The 17,701-nt window shown below is 47.9% G+C and carries 16 protein-coding genes; 4 read left to right on the top strand and 12 right to left on the bottom strand.

All coding sequences use genetic code 11. From position 1 onward, the window contains the following. Nucleotides 1-69 precede the first annotated feature (69 nt). On the bottom strand, nucleotides 70-1,017 hold the full coding sequence (locus VIM72_RS11485; RefSeq protein ID WP_332002978.1) for an NAD-dependent epimerase/dehydratase family protein: 948 nt from the start codon (nucleotides 1,015-1,017) through the stop codon (nucleotides 70-72). Nucleotides 1,018-1,072: 55 nt separating this feature from the next. After that, nucleotides 1,073-2,317 (bottom strand): YdcF family protein, encoded by a 1,245-nt coding sequence (locus VIM72_RS11480; protein WP_332002977.1) that lies wholly within the window; start codon nucleotides 2,315-2,317, stop codon nucleotides 1,073-1,075. 354 nt (nucleotides 2,318-2,671) lie between these two features. Here VIM72_RS11480 and VIM72_RS11475 point away from each other — a divergent pair, with 354 nt between their 5' ends. Beyond that, a complete protein-coding gene (locus VIM72_RS11475; protein WP_332002976.1) occupies nucleotides 2,672-4,789 on the top strand; it encodes an ATP-binding protein in 2,118 nt (705 codons plus the stop codon). Between the two features lie 8 nt (nucleotides 4,790-4,797). Continuing rightward, nucleotides 4,798-5,490 carry a uracil-DNA glycosylase family protein gene (locus tag VIM72_RS11470; RefSeq protein WP_332002975.1) on the top strand — a complete coding sequence of 231 codons (693 nt, stop codon included), beginning with the start codon at nucleotides 4,798-4,800 and terminating at the stop codon, nucleotides 5,488-5,490. Nucleotides 5,491-5,508: 18 nt separating this feature from the next. Here VIM72_RS11470 and VIM72_RS11465 read toward each other — a convergent pair whose 3' ends face one another. The 9 genes from VIM72_RS11465 to VIM72_RS11425 all read right to left on the bottom strand — a co-directional run bounded on the left by VIM72_RS11465 (nucleotide 5,509) and on the right by VIM72_RS11425 (nucleotide 14,025). Continuing rightward, nucleotides 5,509-5,724 carry a hypothetical protein gene (locus VIM72_RS11465; RefSeq protein ID WP_332002974.1) on the bottom strand — a complete coding sequence of 72 codons (216 nt, stop codon included), beginning with the start codon at nucleotides 5,722-5,724 and terminating at the stop codon, nucleotides 5,509-5,511. A gap of 23 nt (nucleotides 5,725-5,747) precedes the next feature. Beyond that, nucleotides 5,748-5,930 carry a DUF6881 domain-containing protein gene (locus VIM72_RS11460; protein ID WP_332002973.1) on the bottom strand — a complete coding sequence of 61 codons (183 nt, stop codon included), beginning with the start codon at nucleotides 5,928-5,930 and terminating at the stop codon, nucleotides 5,748-5,750. A gap of 3 nt (nucleotides 5,931-5,933) precedes the next feature. Further along, complete coding sequence (locus VIM72_RS11455; RefSeq protein WP_332002972.1) at nucleotides 5,934-6,239, bottom strand: hypothetical protein; 306 nt, start codon at nucleotides 6,237-6,239, stop codon at nucleotides 5,934-5,936. Nucleotides 6,240-6,378: 139 nt separating this feature from the next. Further along, the gene (locus tag VIM72_RS11450) at nucleotides 6,379-7,227 is read right to left on the bottom strand and encodes an SDR family oxidoreductase (protein WP_332002971.1); all 849 of its coding nucleotides are present in this window, start codon (nucleotides 7,225-7,227) and stop codon (nucleotides 6,379-6,381) included. Next, nucleotides 7,209-8,159, bottom strand: a complete 951-nt coding sequence (gene cbiB / locus VIM72_RS11445; RefSeq protein WP_332002970.1) for an adenosylcobinamide-phosphate synthase CbiB — start codon at nucleotides 8,157-8,159, stop codon at nucleotides 7,209-7,211. The genes VIM72_RS11450 and cbiB overlap by 19 nt, the downstream gene beginning before the upstream one ends. Continuing rightward, on the bottom strand, nucleotides 8,144-9,166 hold the full coding sequence (locus VIM72_RS11440; RefSeq protein WP_332002969.1) for a pyridoxal phosphate-dependent aminotransferase: 1,023 nt from the start codon (nucleotides 9,164-9,166) through the stop codon (nucleotides 8,144-8,146). Before VIM72_RS11440 ends, cbiB begins: the two co-directional genes overlap by 16 nt. A gap of 12 nt (nucleotides 9,167-9,178) precedes the next feature. After that, on the bottom strand, nucleotides 9,179-10,648 hold the full coding sequence (locus VIM72_RS11435) for a cobyric acid synthase (protein ID WP_332002968.1): 1,470 nt from the start codon (nucleotides 10,646-10,648) through the stop codon (nucleotides 9,179-9,181). A gap of 62 nt (nucleotides 10,649-10,710) precedes the next feature. Beyond that, entirely contained in the window at nucleotides 10,711-13,320 is a 2,610-nt protein-coding gene (locus VIM72_RS11430) for a M1 family metallopeptidase (RefSeq protein WP_332002967.1), read from the bottom strand. A gap of 126 nt (nucleotides 13,321-13,446) precedes the next feature. Beyond that, complete coding sequence (locus tag VIM72_RS11425) at nucleotides 13,447-14,025, bottom strand: HdeD family acid-resistance protein (RefSeq protein WP_332002966.1); 579 nt, start codon at nucleotides 14,023-14,025, stop codon at nucleotides 13,447-13,449. A gap of 170 nt (nucleotides 14,026-14,195) precedes the next feature. Here VIM72_RS11425 and VIM72_RS11420 point away from each other — a divergent pair, with 170 nt between their 5' ends. Together VIM72_RS11420 and mgrA are read left to right on the top strand one after the other, a co-directional pair. Beyond that, a complete protein-coding gene (locus VIM72_RS11420) occupies nucleotides 14,196-15,107 on the top strand; it encodes an acyl-CoA desaturase (RefSeq protein WP_332002965.1) in 912 nt (303 codons plus the stop codon). 377 nt (nucleotides 15,108-15,484) lie between these two features. Continuing rightward, nucleotides 15,485-16,477, top strand: coding sequence for an L-glyceraldehyde 3-phosphate reductase (mgrA, locus tag VIM72_RS11415; RefSeq protein ID WP_332002964.1), 993 nt, complete (start codon nucleotides 15,485-15,487; stop codon nucleotides 16,475-16,477). A gap of 43 nt (nucleotides 16,478-16,520) precedes the next feature. Here the strand turns inward: mgrA and VIM72_RS11410 are convergent, their stop codons facing one another. Beyond that, a complete protein-coding gene (locus VIM72_RS11410) occupies nucleotides 16,521-17,591 on the bottom strand; it encodes an NADH:flavin oxidoreductase/NADH oxidase (RefSeq protein ID WP_332002963.1) in 1,071 nt (356 codons plus the stop codon). Nucleotides 17,592-17,701: the final 110 nt, after the last annotated feature.

The raw sequence follows: 17,701 nt of genomic DNA, 5'->3' as shown, positions 1-17,701 counted from the left end.
TAAAGAACTGGTGCAAAGATAAGACAGAAATAATAACTTCCAAATTTATTTTCCTACAAAATTAGTAGACTATTTAGATGCCGCTACTGTAAGGCGGATTCCTTCTTCATAGGAAGTAGGTTTCACCTTAAAATGCTGCTCAAATTTTGAGGAATCGAAAATATAGGGGTGATTATTCTGGTACAGCATTTCCTTTATTTCGCGGATAGCAGTATCAAACAAGCCGGATAAAGTAAGCATAAAGCTTCCCAGTTTCATATACTTTGGCTTTGTGTTCATTTGGGCGGCAATGAGCTGCATATATCCCTTTCCGTCGGGCGCGGGGTTTGCTGTAGGCAGATGCCATACCTGGTTCCAGGAGGTATCGTCCTGCGAGAGCAGGTACAAACCTTTGGCGGCATCCTGAGTAAAAGTATAACTATGTGGCAGATTGTCTTTCCCCAGCCACATGGCGCTGCTGTTCTTTTTAAACTTATCGATGATGAGCAGGTTGAGGAAGCCGGTTTTATCTGCGCCTGGCCCGTAAAAATCGGCGGCCCTGGCGATAGTAGCAGTAAGGCTACCGGCTTTTACTTCATTCAGCAGCTGGGTGGCAATGGCCGCACGAACGGCCCCTTTCCTGCTGGAAGGATGATAAGGGGCGTCTTCCTTCATAGGACCGTTCACTAACCCATACATATATACGTTATCGAAGAAGATGAGTTTCGCACCGGCTTCTTTACATGCATCAATTACATTGGTCATGATCTTTGGCCATGCGCTTGCCCATACTTTGATATCATATTTAAGCCCGGCAGTGAGGAACACCACGTTGCTGCCCTTTACTGCTTTCTTCGTTTGGGCCGCATCCGTAAGATCTGCCGGTACCAGGTCCGTAATGCCGTTAACGGATTTAGGCGAGCGGCTCACCAGTCGTACCCGCTTTTGATGCTTTACCAGTTCAGCGGCCAGTTCATCAGCAATAATGCCTCCTGCGCCGAGGATGGTATATAGAGGCTGGATAGAGGAATCAGACATAAAATAAAGGATATGATTTTATAAGTAGACGAATGAATAAATGGAATATTGTATCTCAGGGATCCAGCGGATCAAAAGCATTTACCTGCAGGGAGCGGAGATCCGGCCGGAACGACAAAAAGTAAAGGTCCGATTGTTTGATATCTGCCGCAGGCATATATCCCAGTTCGGTTTTACAACGGTTGGTAAACATCGGGCTGTTTACATATGCCACATGCATAATATCAGAAACGCACATCATCCTTTTATCAGCCGGGATACCGCTCCGCCACACGATCCTTACGGCATTCCGCACGTTGGTGGTGGTATGCCGTGCATAAGGATCTACCATTACCGCAGCGGCAGGAATCTTTAATTCACTGACCAGGTACTTCTTCATTTCCACAGCCTCGGAGTACCGGGTTCCTACAGGCCGTACATGCCCGCCGGATACAATAATAAAAGGCGCCATTCCTTTGCGGTACAACTCCGCTCCTGTACGGCAACGGCTTTTGCCGGTTTCGCTCAAAGGCTCCGTTGCCACCGGGCTCGCGCCCAGGATAAGCATAGCGGTATAAGGATATTTACTCCAGTCCGTTTGCTTCACCATTCTGTAGGCCGCCTCATTGGTGGAAGATAAAGGCTCGTAACGGATGGCCTCATCGCGGCGGTTCAGCTCCAGCAGCGCCAACGCCACATCCAGCGAGGGCCGGAAAAACAAGCCGGGCTTCTTTTTTCCTGCCTGTTCCATCACACGTTGTATCATGGACCTGTAGGCGGGCGATGCTACATAATAAGTGGCGGAATCGATCACCGGGTACCGGAGCCCTTTTCCATTCGTATAGGCGTTGAGGATATAGTTCATACCATCGGCCGCATCTTTCCAGGCAAGGCTTAGCAGTGTGGTATCCGCTTTATCAGCGTATAGTTGAAATACACCACTGCCACGCATTTCATTTATCAGGCTGCCCATTTCCCCTGGATGCCGTTGTAATAATTGCAGCAACGCAGCGTTCACCTTCCTGGTAATTTGCTCTGAAAATTGCAGCGGGGCGGTGATAACGCCGTTACTCACGGGGTAGGTTACACGCTGCCGGTATTCCTGCCCCAGTGCGTTGAGGGCGCTATCACTATTCATAAGCTGCGACAGGCCCGGCATCTGCTCCATGAGGGTAAACAGGTAAAAGATCCTGTCCTGTAAGGCATTGGCTCCTTTATGAAATTTGTAGTGCAGATCAGGCGAAGCAGGCTGACCAAATGTACATGGCCACCACACCAGGAGTAACAGCCCGGTTAAAAAGCAGTTTTTCAGGTTATGCATCAAAGCAGTTATTACGGCAACAATAATACAAAAGGATAGCAAATCTATTGCCTGATCCATCAAGCCAATAGAAGCATAACAATAATACAAAAGGAAAAGGGAACTTCATCTTTTCTTGTAGAACATAACGGATATTTTATATACCAATATTTATACCTTGAACCACGGGATTATATGAAACTTTTAATAGGTAAAAATATATAATGTATTAAATATAATTATACATAGGAAATTCACCAGAAACTACATATCCATTCTTTTTGTTTTTCATTGATTATCTATTAGTTACGGACCATAAAATGACTATTTTCGCAGCGGTTTTGCCACCAGCCAATGTCCCAATCTATAGTAACAATGTATACAACCCACGAAAAAAAAACCTTTGTACGTTATGCCGTGCTAACGATAATGGTGATTGTTCTGATGACCTTTTTTATGATCATCTCTCTAAGAAAAAAAGAGTCAACACAGTTAGGCATCGTTGTTAAAGACCTGGTAGCCACGAAAACAGATGCAGGTCATATTGACCAGGCAGTACAATTACTCTATGCGGCAGACAACAACTTCCGCGCATATACGCTTACCTACGACCGTAAATACCTGAACACTTATGTTGGACAGCTGAGCAGCATTACAGCGCACCTGGACAGCGCCATGAGCTCCACCGGGAATGAAAAACAGGTACAGGCCCTGTTGGCTGATAAAGCGCGGAAATCGCAGCTCTACTTACAGACACGGCTATACGTAGATTCATTGCTGCAGCTATCGCACATATGGGATACTTCAGCCACCCCGCCCCCGCTGCAACAACTGAGCAATATTAAAATGCCGGTAGCTACCCCTAAGGCCGATACGATTATTACCACGGAAACCGCCACCACCAAAGGCCGCAAGAAATTGCTGGGCCGTATCAAAGATGCGATCAGCAATAAATCGCAGGTACAGCAAACCAGCCAGCAGGTAAAAATTGTACAATACGACACCAATAAAGACGGTAAAGCTTTCTCAAAAGACCAGCTCTCCAAAATACAGGCTGCATACAATAAGTTTATCAAGGACGCGACCGACAGCCACAATAACCTGAAACAGAAAGAATACGCCCTGGTAATTGCCAACGAGCGATTGTTCACAGAACTGCTTCACCTCATTGCAAACCTGAAACAGCACATTATTGAAGAAACAGATAAAAGACGGCTCCGGCTGGGCCAGGATATTGACCATTCCCTGTACCGGCTGGATAAGCATAATTACTGGGAAATCCCCCTGATCCTGTTACTGGCAGGTATCATTATATATAGTATCATCCGGTTGTATCGCAACGACCTGGCACTGCTGAGGGCCAAGCAACAAGCGGAAAAATACGCACAACAGAAAAGCGATTTTGCTGCCACCATCAGCCATGAAATACGTACACCGGTGCAGTCGCTGCTGGGCTATACGCACCTGCTGGAACACGACAAAAGACCTGAAATGCTGCCGGCTATACGTCATTCAGCAGAAATGCTGCTGCAGGTGGTAAATAACGTGCTTGACTACACGCGGATGGAATCTGCAGAACCGGTATTGCGGGAAGAAAAGTTTTCTCCCCGCATTGCCATTGAAGAAGTATGCAAAACGCTGGCTGTACAGGCAGAAATGAAATCGCTGGCGCTGGAGGTGAATATTTATTTTCCCAGTACTTTAGTCCTGATAGGCGACGCCTTCCGGTTGAAACAGGTATTGATCAACCTGGTAGCCAATGCGATCAAGTTTACGGAAAAAGGCAGTATTACCATTACGGCACATGTGCGTGACAACAACTTGTTGCAGGTAAGCGTAAAAGATACAGGTGTGGGTATTTCACATAAAGAACTACCTTTGGTGTTCGATGCTTTCTCCCAGGGAAATAACCATTATCATAAAGGAAGCGGGTTGGGATTGCATATATCCAAAAAAATCATCGATCTGCACAACGGAAAGATTCATGTGGAAAGCCTTCCCGGAAAAGGTACCACTTTTTATTTTGAAATCAGGTACAGGCTGGTGACTTCATCTCCTGCTACCAAAAAAATCATTGTCCCCGTGAGTAATACACCTACCAACGCTATTATTCCTGCCGGTATCCGTTTACTGGTGGTAGAAGACAGCATTCTCAACCAAAAGTTACTGGCCCTGATGCTGGACAGGATGCAGGCCTCCTATCTGATCGTTTCTTCGGCGGAAGAAGCCCTGGAAGCATATGCAAAAGAAGCATTCGACTTTATACTGACAGATATTGATCTCCCCGGCATTGACGGACTTATGCTGACCAACATGATACGGGAGTTGCCCGACCCGAAAAAAGCGGCAGTTACTATTATTGCCATCACGGGTAATGTGATGGATGATGATATAGAGCTATACCTCCGTTCCGGCTTAAATGACTACATCATGAAGCCTTACCGCGAAGAAGATATCCTGGAAAAAATTACCAGGCATCAGCAAATGGCTTAACTTGCGGAATGACTATCGCAGACCAGATCATTTCCTTCAACAGCCAGCTTCAATTTCCGGGCAAACTGCCTGCCGGCATCCGTGTGATGAACCCTTTCCGGGAAGGCCCCGGTATTATGGATATCATGAAGCAGTTCTACAAAAAGTTTTATGACGATAAAGAACCGCGGCAACTGATCCTGGGTATCAATCCCGGCCGGCTGGGATCCGGATCAACCGGTGTTCCTTTTACAGACACCAAACGTATGTGGGATAAATGCGGGATCGAAATCACCGGTCTTAAAACACACGAGCCTTCTTCTGTATTTGTATATGATGTGATAGACGCCTACGGCGGGGTGAAAAAGTTTTACCGTAAGTTTTATATCAGTTCCATTTGCCCGCTTGGATTTACTTCCCTTCAGCCCGGCGGCAAAGAGGTGAATTACAATTATTACGACAGCGCCGCTTTAACAAAGGCCGCCTACCCGTTTATTGTGAGCAGCTTAAAAGAACAGCTGCAATGGAACATCAGCCGCGAGGTATGTTATTGTATGGGAACAGGCAAAAATGCCACTTTCCTGCAGGCATTAAATGAGAAAGAAAAATTCTTCAGGGAGGTAGTTCCACTGGAACATCCACGGTTTGTAATGCAGTATAAATCCAAAACGAAATCGCAGTATATCGACAAATACCTCACGGCATTTGAGGAGCATCCGTAACCCCAACCTGTGGAATTTCTACGCCGTTTGCACCGCAATTTCATCTGCAATATTGTTGAGCAGGCCCATGTTTAAACGACGACCATTGTCTGTAGCGCCCGGTGCGCGCACGTATCCATCTTCATCTTTCTCCATCATTACCTCTTCTCCATCTATATCTACCAGGAAGCGTTCCGGTGAAGCGGGCCTTACATAAAAGCGGCCGCCGGAAGTTTTAATCATAAAAGCGTTCATAAGATCTCCTTTTTTTGAAGATCTTACGCAAACCACGGACCAGCTGTGTCAGGACAAAAAATAAAAATATTGCAGGCAATACCGAAGCTTCCATCCGGGTAAATCTCAATTTTCCGGCTCTCGAAGCGCTGCGGGTCTATTTCACTGTGCAGGTATACAGGTTCGTCTTCAAAGTGGTGAAGCCAGGATACTTTAAGATACCCCATCGGTCATATTTTTACAAGACGGCAGTCCCAGGTATCCCTGGGTTGTTCCTTTACAGGATCAGGAGTTACTACCCCGGTGATCTGGTAAATATTGCCTTCCTCATGCAGCCGGTCGCCGATCTGAGGGGTTTGTTCATCCTTAAAGCGGATGGTAGCGATGATGCCGAAGGATTTATAACTGTGAATTTTCACAATACTGGCAGACCTTACGGGTAAGAGCAATTCAGCCTTTTTGCGGTTATGACTCCGGTACAGGGAGAACATCAGCCAGAAAGCTATAGCAAGCAGGCCAGGGAGCAGCAGATTCACGGCTTTTTCAGGTTTAGGATTGAATAAATATGTTATGGTTGAACCATACCTCCTGTTGGCATAAAAGAGGTATTACTACAATATAGTAATTTTAACACATGTAAACAATTATTTTATATGATTCCGCCGGAGACCAACTTTAAACATTCGTTGTAAACACCTGCAACGGATCATCATACAGGAAAGAATATCCCAGCATATTCCTCAGTTTGCTGGAACCTACGATCTTATATGGTTCTTCCTCGGCTGGCAGCTTCCGTGGCATGGGAATACCAAGATACTGAGCAGCCGCCTTATAGTAACGGCTCCGTTGCGGATGCCCGCTGGCGCAGGCATTAAACACTTCTCCCCAGGCATCTTTCTCTATCACCTGGCGTATCACACCGATACAATCGTCGCGGTGGATCACATTCATAGGCTGACCATTGGATTTCCGGCCTTCCATAATACGGCGCTGATCCGGCAGGCGGTCGTAGCCGATCAGCCCACCAAAACGAAGCACGGTAGTATCAAAGGCAGTTGACCCCAGCAACAGCTCTTCCACCTCCCGCAATGCCATGCCGTTGGGCGTATCCGGCATCTCCTCGTTTTCCTCGGTTACCAGTCCGTTGATATCCTTATATACAGAAGTGGAGCTAACGAATATTACCTTACGGATAGGCGTTGTTTCAATAAAGCTGCGTAGCAGCATGATCTCTGATACATGTGCATCCTTTCCCCTTTCTTTCCTGGGCGGGATATTTACCACCAGGATGTCGGCATCCCAGAAATCATCCGGGCCGGTTAACACGTTTTCCGACAATACTACGGTATAGGCTTCCAGGCCCAGGGCCCGGAGCTCCTGTACTCCTTCTATAGTAGTGCGCGCCCCTTTTACAGGATAGCCGGCGGCTTTCAGGTGCAATGCCAGCGGCTTACCCAGCCAGCCGCAACTTAAAATACTGATCCTTTCTTTTTCTCCCTGTGGTGTTACTGCTGTGCTTTCCATATCAGATAATATTTTATTGCCGCGATGCTGATCACCATTACAAAGGTAACGGCATGATTAAGGTACATCACCTTACGGAATTCATCATGTTCAATATTACGTTCATTTTCGCCAATATAAGGTTTGTGCACCTCAATTCCCTGGTACTGGTTAGGCCCGCCGAAGCGGCAGTCGAGGATGCCCGCCAGCGCAGCTTCGGGGTAACCGGAATTGGGGCTGGTATGGGCCGGGCCGTATTTGATCATAAAATGCCAGGCGCGGCTGCTGCCATACAAAAGGATCATCAGCAGGGCGGTAATACGGGCCGGGATAAAATTGGCCACATCATCCAGGCGCGCGGCGAAACGTCCAAAATACAGGTATTGCGCATTCTTATAGCCTATCATTGAATCCAGGGTATTGATCATTTTATAGAGCATCATACCGGGAAGGCCAAGTACGGCATAAAAGCAAAGCGGCGCCACTACTCCGTCGCTCAGGTTTTCGGACATCGATTCCAGCACCGCGATACGGACCTGGTACGGCGACAAATGCCCGGTATCCCTTCCCACTATCCATGAGAGCCGCCGACGGCCCGCTTCCAGTCCTTCGTGATGTAATGCGTCAAATACCTCCCGGCCTTCCTGCAGCAAGCTTTTATTGGCCAGGGCATAAAAAACAAACACCGTACTGAATACATAGTACACCACCGGCCACCCCGATAGTACTATAAGTGTAAAATAAAAACTTATATACACGGCTCCGCAAAGCGTAACAGTGAGTAAAGCTCCCTTCCAGAAACGGGCGCTGCCCCGGTTAAGCCAATGCGTGCCCTTCCTGATCAACCAGCCATATCCTTTCACCGGATGCGGCCAGCTGCGCGGGTCTCCCAGCACCAGGTCGGCAATGTACCCTAACAGTAATGGCAATACGAATTTTAATACAGGGTCCATTGGCGCAAAGCGGTGATCAGTAATTTGTTATCTGCGGCGCTGCGGCAGGCAACACGGCAATGACCGGGTTCCAGTCCGTAAAAGTTGGAAGCATCCCTGATCAGTAAACCATGACGTTCCATCAACCATGCCTTCAGGCCGGCAGCGGTACCGGTTAATGTTTCAAAAAGGAAGAAATGCGTGTGTGATGCATGCACTTTATACTCCGGCATCTTACGGATAGCCTCCCACAGCCGGAATGTTTCCTGTAACAGACCGCCGGCGGAAATAGTAAACTGTTCCGGGTGCTCCAGGATATAATAACCCGCTTCGAGTGCAAGGCTGTTCACGGACCAGGGCATCCTGAATGCGCGGACCCTGTCCAGCAGCTGTTTGCGGGCAGCCACATAGCCCAATCGTAACCCCGGGATGCAACACGTTTTTGTCATGGATCTCAGCACCAGCACATTAGGCAACCGGTGCAAATGCGGCAACATGGTAACGGCATGCAGCGTAAACTGTATATAGGCTTCATCTATGATGAACACCGTATGTTTATTATGTGTAATGAGTTGCTGCAGGGCTTTTTCATCCAGCGCCTGCCCGGTAGGATTGTTAGGATTGCAGATAAATACGAGGTCGGTGGTGAATGTGGTATCCGGTGTAAGTTTATCCCACTGCAGGTATTGTACCTGGTGCCGGTAAAGTTTACACGCATCTTCATACTCGGCAAAAGTAGGCACTACCACGGTAGTGGTAGCGCCGGTAAAGGCCTGGGCCACCAGGTAAATAGCTTCTGTGCCGCCATTGGTCACCAGGATACTGCCAGCTGGCAGGGAAGCCTGGCTTTCCAGCAGGGCCTGCAGTTTTGCGGCGCCCGCATCAGGGTAATGATCAATACCGCTTATTTTATTACTGAGATGCTCCTTTAGTCCTGCCTGTAAGCCACCATACCATACGTTGGAGCTGAAATCAGCCTTCACCTGCTGATCAAACAGGTAGCCATCGTCTCCGTGTCCTTGTATCATAATGCAATATTATTATAATTCCAGCGCCTTATAAACAGCCGGAATGTCCAGATGTTCACGGATATGTGTTGCCAGTTTGTTATATTGTTCTTCTTTGAACCGGCGGTAATCAAATTCCTTTGTCACCACGGGTTTGCCGCAATGCGCCAGCAGGTCGTTGATCACTGCATCATTATCGAGGATGCCATGCAGGTAGGTTCCCCAGCAGTTATCCCGCAGGAAATAACCATCTGTACCGCCACCGGTAAAGGTATTCAGCGGAGAAGGAACTACCGCAGTGGTATCTCCCATATGAATTTCATATCCTTCACATATTTTCTGCCGGCCACGATAGTAAAAGGTTCTTTGCCGTGTTACCTTCTCTTTGGTAAGCACGGTACTTACGGGTAAAATACCCAGTCCGGGGATGCTGCCGGCAGCACCCTCCACCCCATGAGGATCTGCCACCTGCTGCCCCATCATCTGGTAGCCACCGCAAATGCCAATCACTGTTTTATTTCGTTTATGCGCTTCCGTTATTGCTGCAGCAGTACCGTTGTTCCTGATAGCTACCAGGTCGGCTATCGTATTTTTACTGCCGGGAAGGATAATAATGTCTGCTGCCGCCAGTTCTGCGGGATTATCTGTATAAAAGATATTCACCCTTTCATCTTTTTCCAGCGCATTGAAATCGGTGAAATTCGACATATGCCGCAGCAATACGATCGCTATATTGATCTCTCCTGTAGCATACCGCTTCTGCTTAAGCGGCAGCGAAACGGCGTCTTCTTCTTCGATATAAATATCATGATAGTAAGGTAATACACCGGTTACCGGTACGCCGGTGATCTTTTCCAGCATAGCCTTTCCATCTTCAAACAACCGGATATCACCCCTGAATTTATTGATGATGATTCCCTTTATCAATGCTTTTTCTTCCGGTGGCAACAACGCGATGGTGCCATACACACTACCAAAAATACCTCCCCGGTCGATGTCCGCAATAAGATACACGGCTGCACCTGCATGCAGGGCTATCCGCATATTGGTAATATCCTTTGCGCGCAGGTTCAGTTCTGAGATACTGCCCGCTCCTTCCATTACAACAGGGTTGTAGCGTTGCGACAAGCGGTTGAACGCATCTTTTACTTCTTCAAAAAGCGCACGTTTATCATCTTCCATGAAATACTCCCAGGCCGATTGGTTACCGGCAGGCTTGCCATGCAGCACCAGCTGGGCATTACGGTCGCTGGTCGGTTTCAGCAGCACCGGGTTCATATCGGTATGGCAAGGCACGCCTGCAGCTGCGGCCTGTACCGCCTGCGCACGGCCTATTTCCAGGCCACCGGGTGTTGCATAGCTGTTGAGCGACATATTCTGGGCCTTAAAAGGCGCAGGAGTATATCCATCCTGTTTGAAAATGCGGCAAAACCCGGCTGTGATCACACTTTTACCTACATCGGAGGCGGTGCCCACAAACATTACCGGCCGGAGTTGTTTCATTCTTTCATGACATTGGTGCTGCCGCGAAGATATTAACTTTAGGATAAGAATACCAGCGTAAACTATTTAAACACCTCCTCTCCTATCCCCCCATTCACTACCGCCTTCTTCACTTTCATCACCGCATCAAAACTACCGGTGTTGGTACTAACAGTAAACGGTAACTGTATCCCGTTTACATCCCGGTAATCAGCATAGTCAATAATTGTTTCCGGTTCTTTGCTTTCCTGCCCCGGCAGGAATACGGTGCGTACCTTCAGCCCTGTTTTCACATCGTAGTAGTTCCGCATGAGGGCCCCGTTGGAGGTGGCAACGCCAATCACATAGGTGTCAGTATTATTTATATCCTCTATTACCGGCAACAGTTCCAGTTTAACATCATTGCTGTTGTTGAGATATTGCAGTTCCGGGAACAGGCTGCTTTTATCTTTCAGAATGGCTTTATCCGACGAAGACAAGGGGATGTTCTGTCCCATGCGGGCTACACTTACATTGCTGCCGTTGATGAGCAGCCTGTATGCCACCATTTTATTAATGGGAACCGTTACCACCTGCAATATTTTATCCGGCTGCTTTACCTGCATGCTACGTTCAATAACGGTGCCCTGAACCGTACCATCTTCTTCCAGTAACAGGTCTTTCAAGCCTTTCAACCGGCTATCGCCGCCTACCGCATCAATGTACTTTCTCAGTATAGCCGTTGGCGTAGTACCGGCTGGCACAGGTTTGCCGGTATCGCCTTTCCAGGTATTATTGGATGGATTAATATCGGGGAAATTACCTGCAGGATCAATGACCACGCTGGCTAATTTAGTAGTGGAAGGATAACGGAATGTCCAGTTCCCGCCACGCTGCCAGATTTCCACCGGCAGGCGCACCGTATCCGTTTTGCCATTGGCATCTGTTACTGCCAGCACCACCGGCATGGGGAGTTGTTCCAGGTTCTGGATGGTGATGAGGGCGCCTTGTGCGGGATCATTTTTTACATATTTCACCTCTTTTACTGCCTGGTCCAGTTTCCAGGTATTAAAGAACCATCCACGCCAGAACCAGCTGAGGTCTTCACCTGCGGCGTTTTCAATGCTCCTGAAAAAATCCCAGGGTGTGGGATGTTTAAATGCCCAGCGCTTAATGTATTCCCGGAAAGCATAATCGAAACGCTCAGGGCCGAGGATTTCATTCCGGAGCAGGTTCAAGCCTGCTGCAGGTTTATAATAAGCGGCAATGCCGTTATAATTGAGCCCTATTACATCCGGTGTGTTCATGATGGCTTCAGCATTGGCGGAAAACAGCATCGGAGCGGCCCGCTGCATACTCTGGCGGGTAGCGTATTCGCCGTTATTAAAATGTTGGGTAGCGATGCCGTTGATAAACGTATTAAAACCTTCGTCCATCCAGGCATATTTACGTTCATTGGAGCCTACGATCATGGGGAACCAGTTATGCCCGAACTCGTGATCGGTAACGCCCCAGAGGCCGCCCTTTGTAGATTTCCAGTTACAGAAAACAATACCGGGATACTCCATGCCTCCTACTATTCCCGCTACATTGGTAGCTACCGGGTACGAATATACGTACCACTTGTCCGAGTAATGTTCAATACATCCTTTTACATATTCGGTAGATCTGCCCCAGGCATTTTTACCTGCAACCTCCAGCGGGTAGAGTGATTGCGCCAGCGCTTTTTTGCCTCCCGGCAGGTTAATACGTGCAGCATCCCAGATAAAGGCAGCGGAGGCGCCCCAGGCCACGTCACGGGTATTTTTACATACAAAGTGCCAGGTGCGGTTACCTGATGGCGTGTTGTTCTTTATGTCTGCGCTGTCGCGGATATACACCGTTTCATCGCTGTTGCGCGCTTTGGCAAGACGGCTTATTTCTTTAGGCGATAGTACCTGCGCTTCGTTCACCAGCTCGCCGGAGCCTCCTATGAGCAAGCTGGCGGGCGCTGTGATGGTATAATCAAAATTGCCGTATTCGAGGTAAAATTCCGACGCGCCCAGGTAGGGAATATTGTTCCATCCGAGTATATCATCATACACTGCCATGCGCGGGTACCACTGTGCGATCTCGTAAATCCATCCGTTGGCAGTGCGCAGGCGGCCGGTACGGTCGGTGCCGTATTCCGGAATGGTATATGCGTAATCTATTTTCAGCTGCAGGGAGCCGCCTGTTTTGAGGGCGTCTGCCAGTTTCACCTGCATACGCGTATCATTTACCAGGTAATTGGCGGCAGCCGCTTTCCCGGCACTGATCACACTTACGTTTTTCAGTTCAAATCCCTGTGTAAAGCTGCGATTGGCGAAACGCTCACCAGAAGCGGCCACAGTAGCGCTTCCACGGGAATCCTCCCGGTAAATATTCTGATCCAGCTGCAACCACAAAAAAGGCAGTTGATCCGGGCTGTTATTTTTATAGGTAATGACAACGGAACCGCTTATACGATGTTGCGCGGTATCAAGCGTTACGGTCAGTTTGTAGTCTGCCGCGTTCTGCCAGTATTTCGGGCCTGGTTGTCCGCCTGCGCTTCGGAACTCATTTCCCGGTGCCGGGTAGAACAAGGGAGAAAAAGCCTCATGCGCATCATACTTAGATACAGTTTGCCCCATTCCCTGTTGCATTCCCGCGCACAGCAGCAGGCATGCAATAGCATAGATTCTGTTGATTTTCATCGGAAGAGATTAGATTTAGCAACACCGAATATACAGGAAAATGCCGACAGCATAAAGCGGTTACAACGAACAACGAAGTGAGCGCTCACTTCATTGTTCGCTGTAACCAGGTTAGCAGGCAGGTGTTTACAGACCGTGCTCCCTCAATTCTTTTTTTACATGTTTAAGACGGAAAGCAAAAAGGATACTGAGGATACCGGTTCCCCAGAAAGCGGCTGCCATCAGTCCCAGTACGGTAGCTACCCCAAGGGCGGGGTTATCGAGAATAAAGATGGAAATGATAATAAGACCGATACCTCCCACCAGCAGCCAGCCCCAGTTGGGCACTTTATCTGTTTGTAACTGAATGGAAAAGCCTATCAGGCTGATACCTTTAAACATAAACCAGAAAGCCAGGAAAAGTGGTATCACTGCCATACTTACAGATGGATATAACATGAGGATAAAACCTATTACCAGGTCTATAATGCCCGATGCAAGCGACCATCCCCAACCGTGATGCGCGCTGCGGTTACTCACCGCGAAGGCAATTTCAAAGATGCCGGTCACGAACAGGGTAACACTGAAGAAAATGCTGAGCAATACGTAACTGCTGAAGGGATTGGAGAAAACGATAAAGCCTGCAACCAGGAAGATAATTCCGTTGAGCAGGTATAACCACCAATACTTTACATTGTTCCTGATAGCCGAAATTAATTGTGACATAATAATTACTTTAACGTGATGAAAGGATAGCACTACGTTTCTCTCTAACACATCCGGTTGTAAAAAGTTCGCCGGGAACAGAGGGACGCAAAAACCGGGGAAAAGCACTTAACTTTGTCCAAATGATTTAAATCATTTATTTAATAAAAGACGGAAATTATCTTTGTGGAATGAATAAGGCGATCAAGCAAGACAGAAAACCACCAAACTGGTGGCATCAGGTAGATTTCATGGGCATTCACGCGGTGCCCTTACTGGCATTTTTTACCGGAACAACAGCGTTCGACTGGATTTTATGCGGTGTACTGTATGTAGTACGTATGTTTTTTGTAACGGCTGGTTATCACCGTTATTTCTCGCACCGTGCATTTAAAACGTCGCGGTTCTTCCAGTTTATCCTGGCAGGCGGTGCACAAAGCAGCTTACAGAAAGGCGCCTTATGGTGGTCGGCCAACCACCGTATTCATCATAAACACAGCGATACCCCCGAAGATCCGCATTCCGCCAATGTATACGGCTTCTGGTATGCCCATATCGGCTGGATCATGGGCCCTGAATATAAACCTACCCGTTTTGACCTGATCAAAGACCACAAGGCAAAGGAACTGTTGTGGCTGAATAAATGGCATATGGTGCCGGCCGTGATCCTGGCCATTGCCGTTTACTTTGTGGGTAATAAGGTAAATGGTACCGGTTGGTTCGACTGGTCCGCAGGGTTATCTACCTTACTGATCGGGTTTTTCCTGAGCACCGTGATCTTGTACCATGGCACTTTTACCATTAACTCACTTATGCACAAAATTGGTAATAAGAGATATTATACCGGCGATGAATCCCGCAACAGTGCTATCCTGGCGCTGATCACCCTGGGCGAAGGCTGGCATAATAACCACCACTACTACCAGAGCGCCGCACGGCAGGGTTTCTACTGGTGGGAGTTTGATATTACCTACTATATTATCAAAACGTTAGGTTTTCTGGGAATAGTTTGGGAAATACGCCCGGTTCCGGCCAAACTGAAGGAAAGCAATAAACTGAAACAACAGGCCTCCCCGCGGGTTCCCGTAGAAGAACTGAGCTAAGGTTGTCTGATTCAGGATTAAACTGATTACATTGATTACGCTGATTAGATTTTGTGGGGATTTTAAAAGGATTCGGGAAGATAGAAGCGAATTGATTTTTTGAATATTACAGTAGTTTTTGTTGAGTTTGAAAAGATGTGGATTTAGATTATCTGTAATAATTTGTATAAAATTTGGGGAGATGAAAGTGGATATTTCCGCTTTTATCTCCCCAAACTCATTTTCATACCCTCATACCATCTAATCCGCTTATATCTCCCCGAATCCTTTTAAAATCCCCACAAAATCTAATCAGCGTAATCAATGTAATCAGGTTAATCCTGAGTCAGACAAAATCCGCTTTTTTTTCTATCTTGTTTCCCTAAAATAAAAATTCCATGCATTACACACCCGCAGCAGACAGGTATAATAATATGACTTACAACAGGTGCGGTAAGAGCGGTTTACAACTGCCTGCCGTATCACTGGGTTTATGGCACAACTTCGGTTCTGTTGACAATTTCGAAAACGGACGCAGTATCATTCACAATGCTTTTGATAAAGGTATTACCCATTTTGACCTGGCCAACAACTATGGCCCGTTACCTGGTAGTGCAGAGGAAAATTTCGGCAGGATATTGAAACAGGATTTCACCGGGCATCTCCGGGATGAACTGATCATTTCCAGCAAAGCAGGTTACACCATGTGGCCCGGCCCGTATGGCGACTGGGGCTCCCGCAAATACCTTATTTCCAGCCTGGATCAGAGCCTGCGCCGTATGCAGCTGGAATATGTGGATATTTTCTATTCCCACCGCCCCGACCCGGCTACCCCCATCGAGGAAACAATGGGCGCGCTGCATAGCATTGTACAACAGGGAAAGGCTTTATATGTAGGGCTTTCCAACTACAATGCTGAGCAAACACAAGTAGCAGTGGAAGTATTGAAATCACTTGGCACTCCCTGCCTCATACATCAGCCTAAATACAGCATGTTTGAACGCTGGATAGAAGGAGGATTGCTGGATGTACTGGAAGCCAACGGCGTGGGTTGTATACCCTTCTCGCCCCTGGCCCAGGGATTACTTACTGACCGCTACCTGAACGGTATCCCCGCCGGATCACGTGCCAGCAAGCCTAGCGGGTTCCTGCAGGAAGGTGATGTAACTCCTGAAAGAATAGAGAAAGTTAAAAAACTGAATGTGCTGGCGCAGCAACGCGGTCAGTCGCTCGCACAAATGGCGCTGGCCTGGATCCTGAAAGATAAAAGGATCACCACCGTATTAATTGGCGCCAGCTCTGTTGCCCAACTGGACAACAACCTGGATACGCTGAAGAATACCGCTTTTTCCAAAGAAGAGCTGGATGCTATTGAAGCAATATTGAAATAGTTCCTGGTCATTAGCCGTTAGCAGTTATACTAACGGCTAATGATTATTTCCTCGGCTTCGCCCTTTCATATTGTATCGGCCACTTCACTTCCGCACCCAATACATGTGCCGCCCTCAGGGGGAAATAAGGGTCCCGCAGCATTTCGCGGGCCATTAACACCATATCGGCACGGCCGTTGGCAATGATCGATTCCGCTTCTTCCGGAGTAGTGATCAGCCCTACTGCACCGGTAGCAATACCGGCTTCCTTACGGATCTTTTCGGCAAAAGGCGTTTGGTATAAAGGCCCTACCTTAATCTGCTGATGCGCGGCTAATCCGCCTGAAGAGCAATCTATCAGATCTACTCCTTTTTCTTTTACAATGGCTGCCAGCTTTACCGATTCCTCCGGGTTCCAGCCACCTTCTGCCCAGTCCGTAGCAGAAATACGCAACAGCAAAGGATATTGTTCCGGCCATACCGCACGTACCCTTTCCACGATTTCCACCAGGAGCCGTATCCTGTTTTCAAAGCTGCCGCCGTATTCGTCTGTACGTTGATTACTGAGGGGAGATAAGAAATTATGCAACAGGTAACCGTGCGCGCCATGTATTTCAATCACCCGGAAACCAGCTTTCAGCGAGCGGATAGCAGCTGCTTCAAAATCATCTTTTACTTTACGTATACCTGTTTCCGTGAGCGCTACCGGTATCGGATATACGTCGTTGAACGGAATGGCGCTGGGTGCTACCACCTGCCAGCCTCCATCTTCCGGGGGCAAAGCCCTGCTTCCCTCCCAGGGCCTTACCGTGCTGGCTTTTCTGCCGGCATGCGCCAGCTGGATGCCCGGTACTGCGCCCTGCTCAGTAATGAAAGCAGTGATGGCCTGCAACATAGGTAAATGCTCATCTTTCCAGATACCCAGGTCGTGAATGGAGATACGGCCCTCCGGGGATACGGCTGCCGCTTCCGTTAATACCAGGCCGGCGCCGCCTACCGCCCGGCTACCCAGGTGCACCAGGTGCCAGTTATTGGCAAACCCGTCGGTGGAAGAATATTCACACATAGGCGATACCGCTATCCTGTTCCGGAATGTAACTTCCCTCAATTGCAGGGGACTGAACAAATGTGACATAAAAAGCTGCTTTTAAGATCTTTAAAATTAAGCATTAATCGTACAGCGAAAACATAATATTCTAGTGATACCAGGCACAGTAAATATCCCGGGAAAAGCCTACTTTTACT

Origin of the sequence: Chitinophaga sp., from assembly GCF_036569185.1 — a bacterium.
Classification (GTDB): domain Bacteria; phylum Bacteroidota; class Bacteroidia; order Chitinophagales; family Chitinophagaceae; genus Chitinophaga.
The sequence above is the reverse complement of the archived record's forward strand: the minus strand, read 5'-3'. Positions and strand labels throughout refer to the sequence as shown.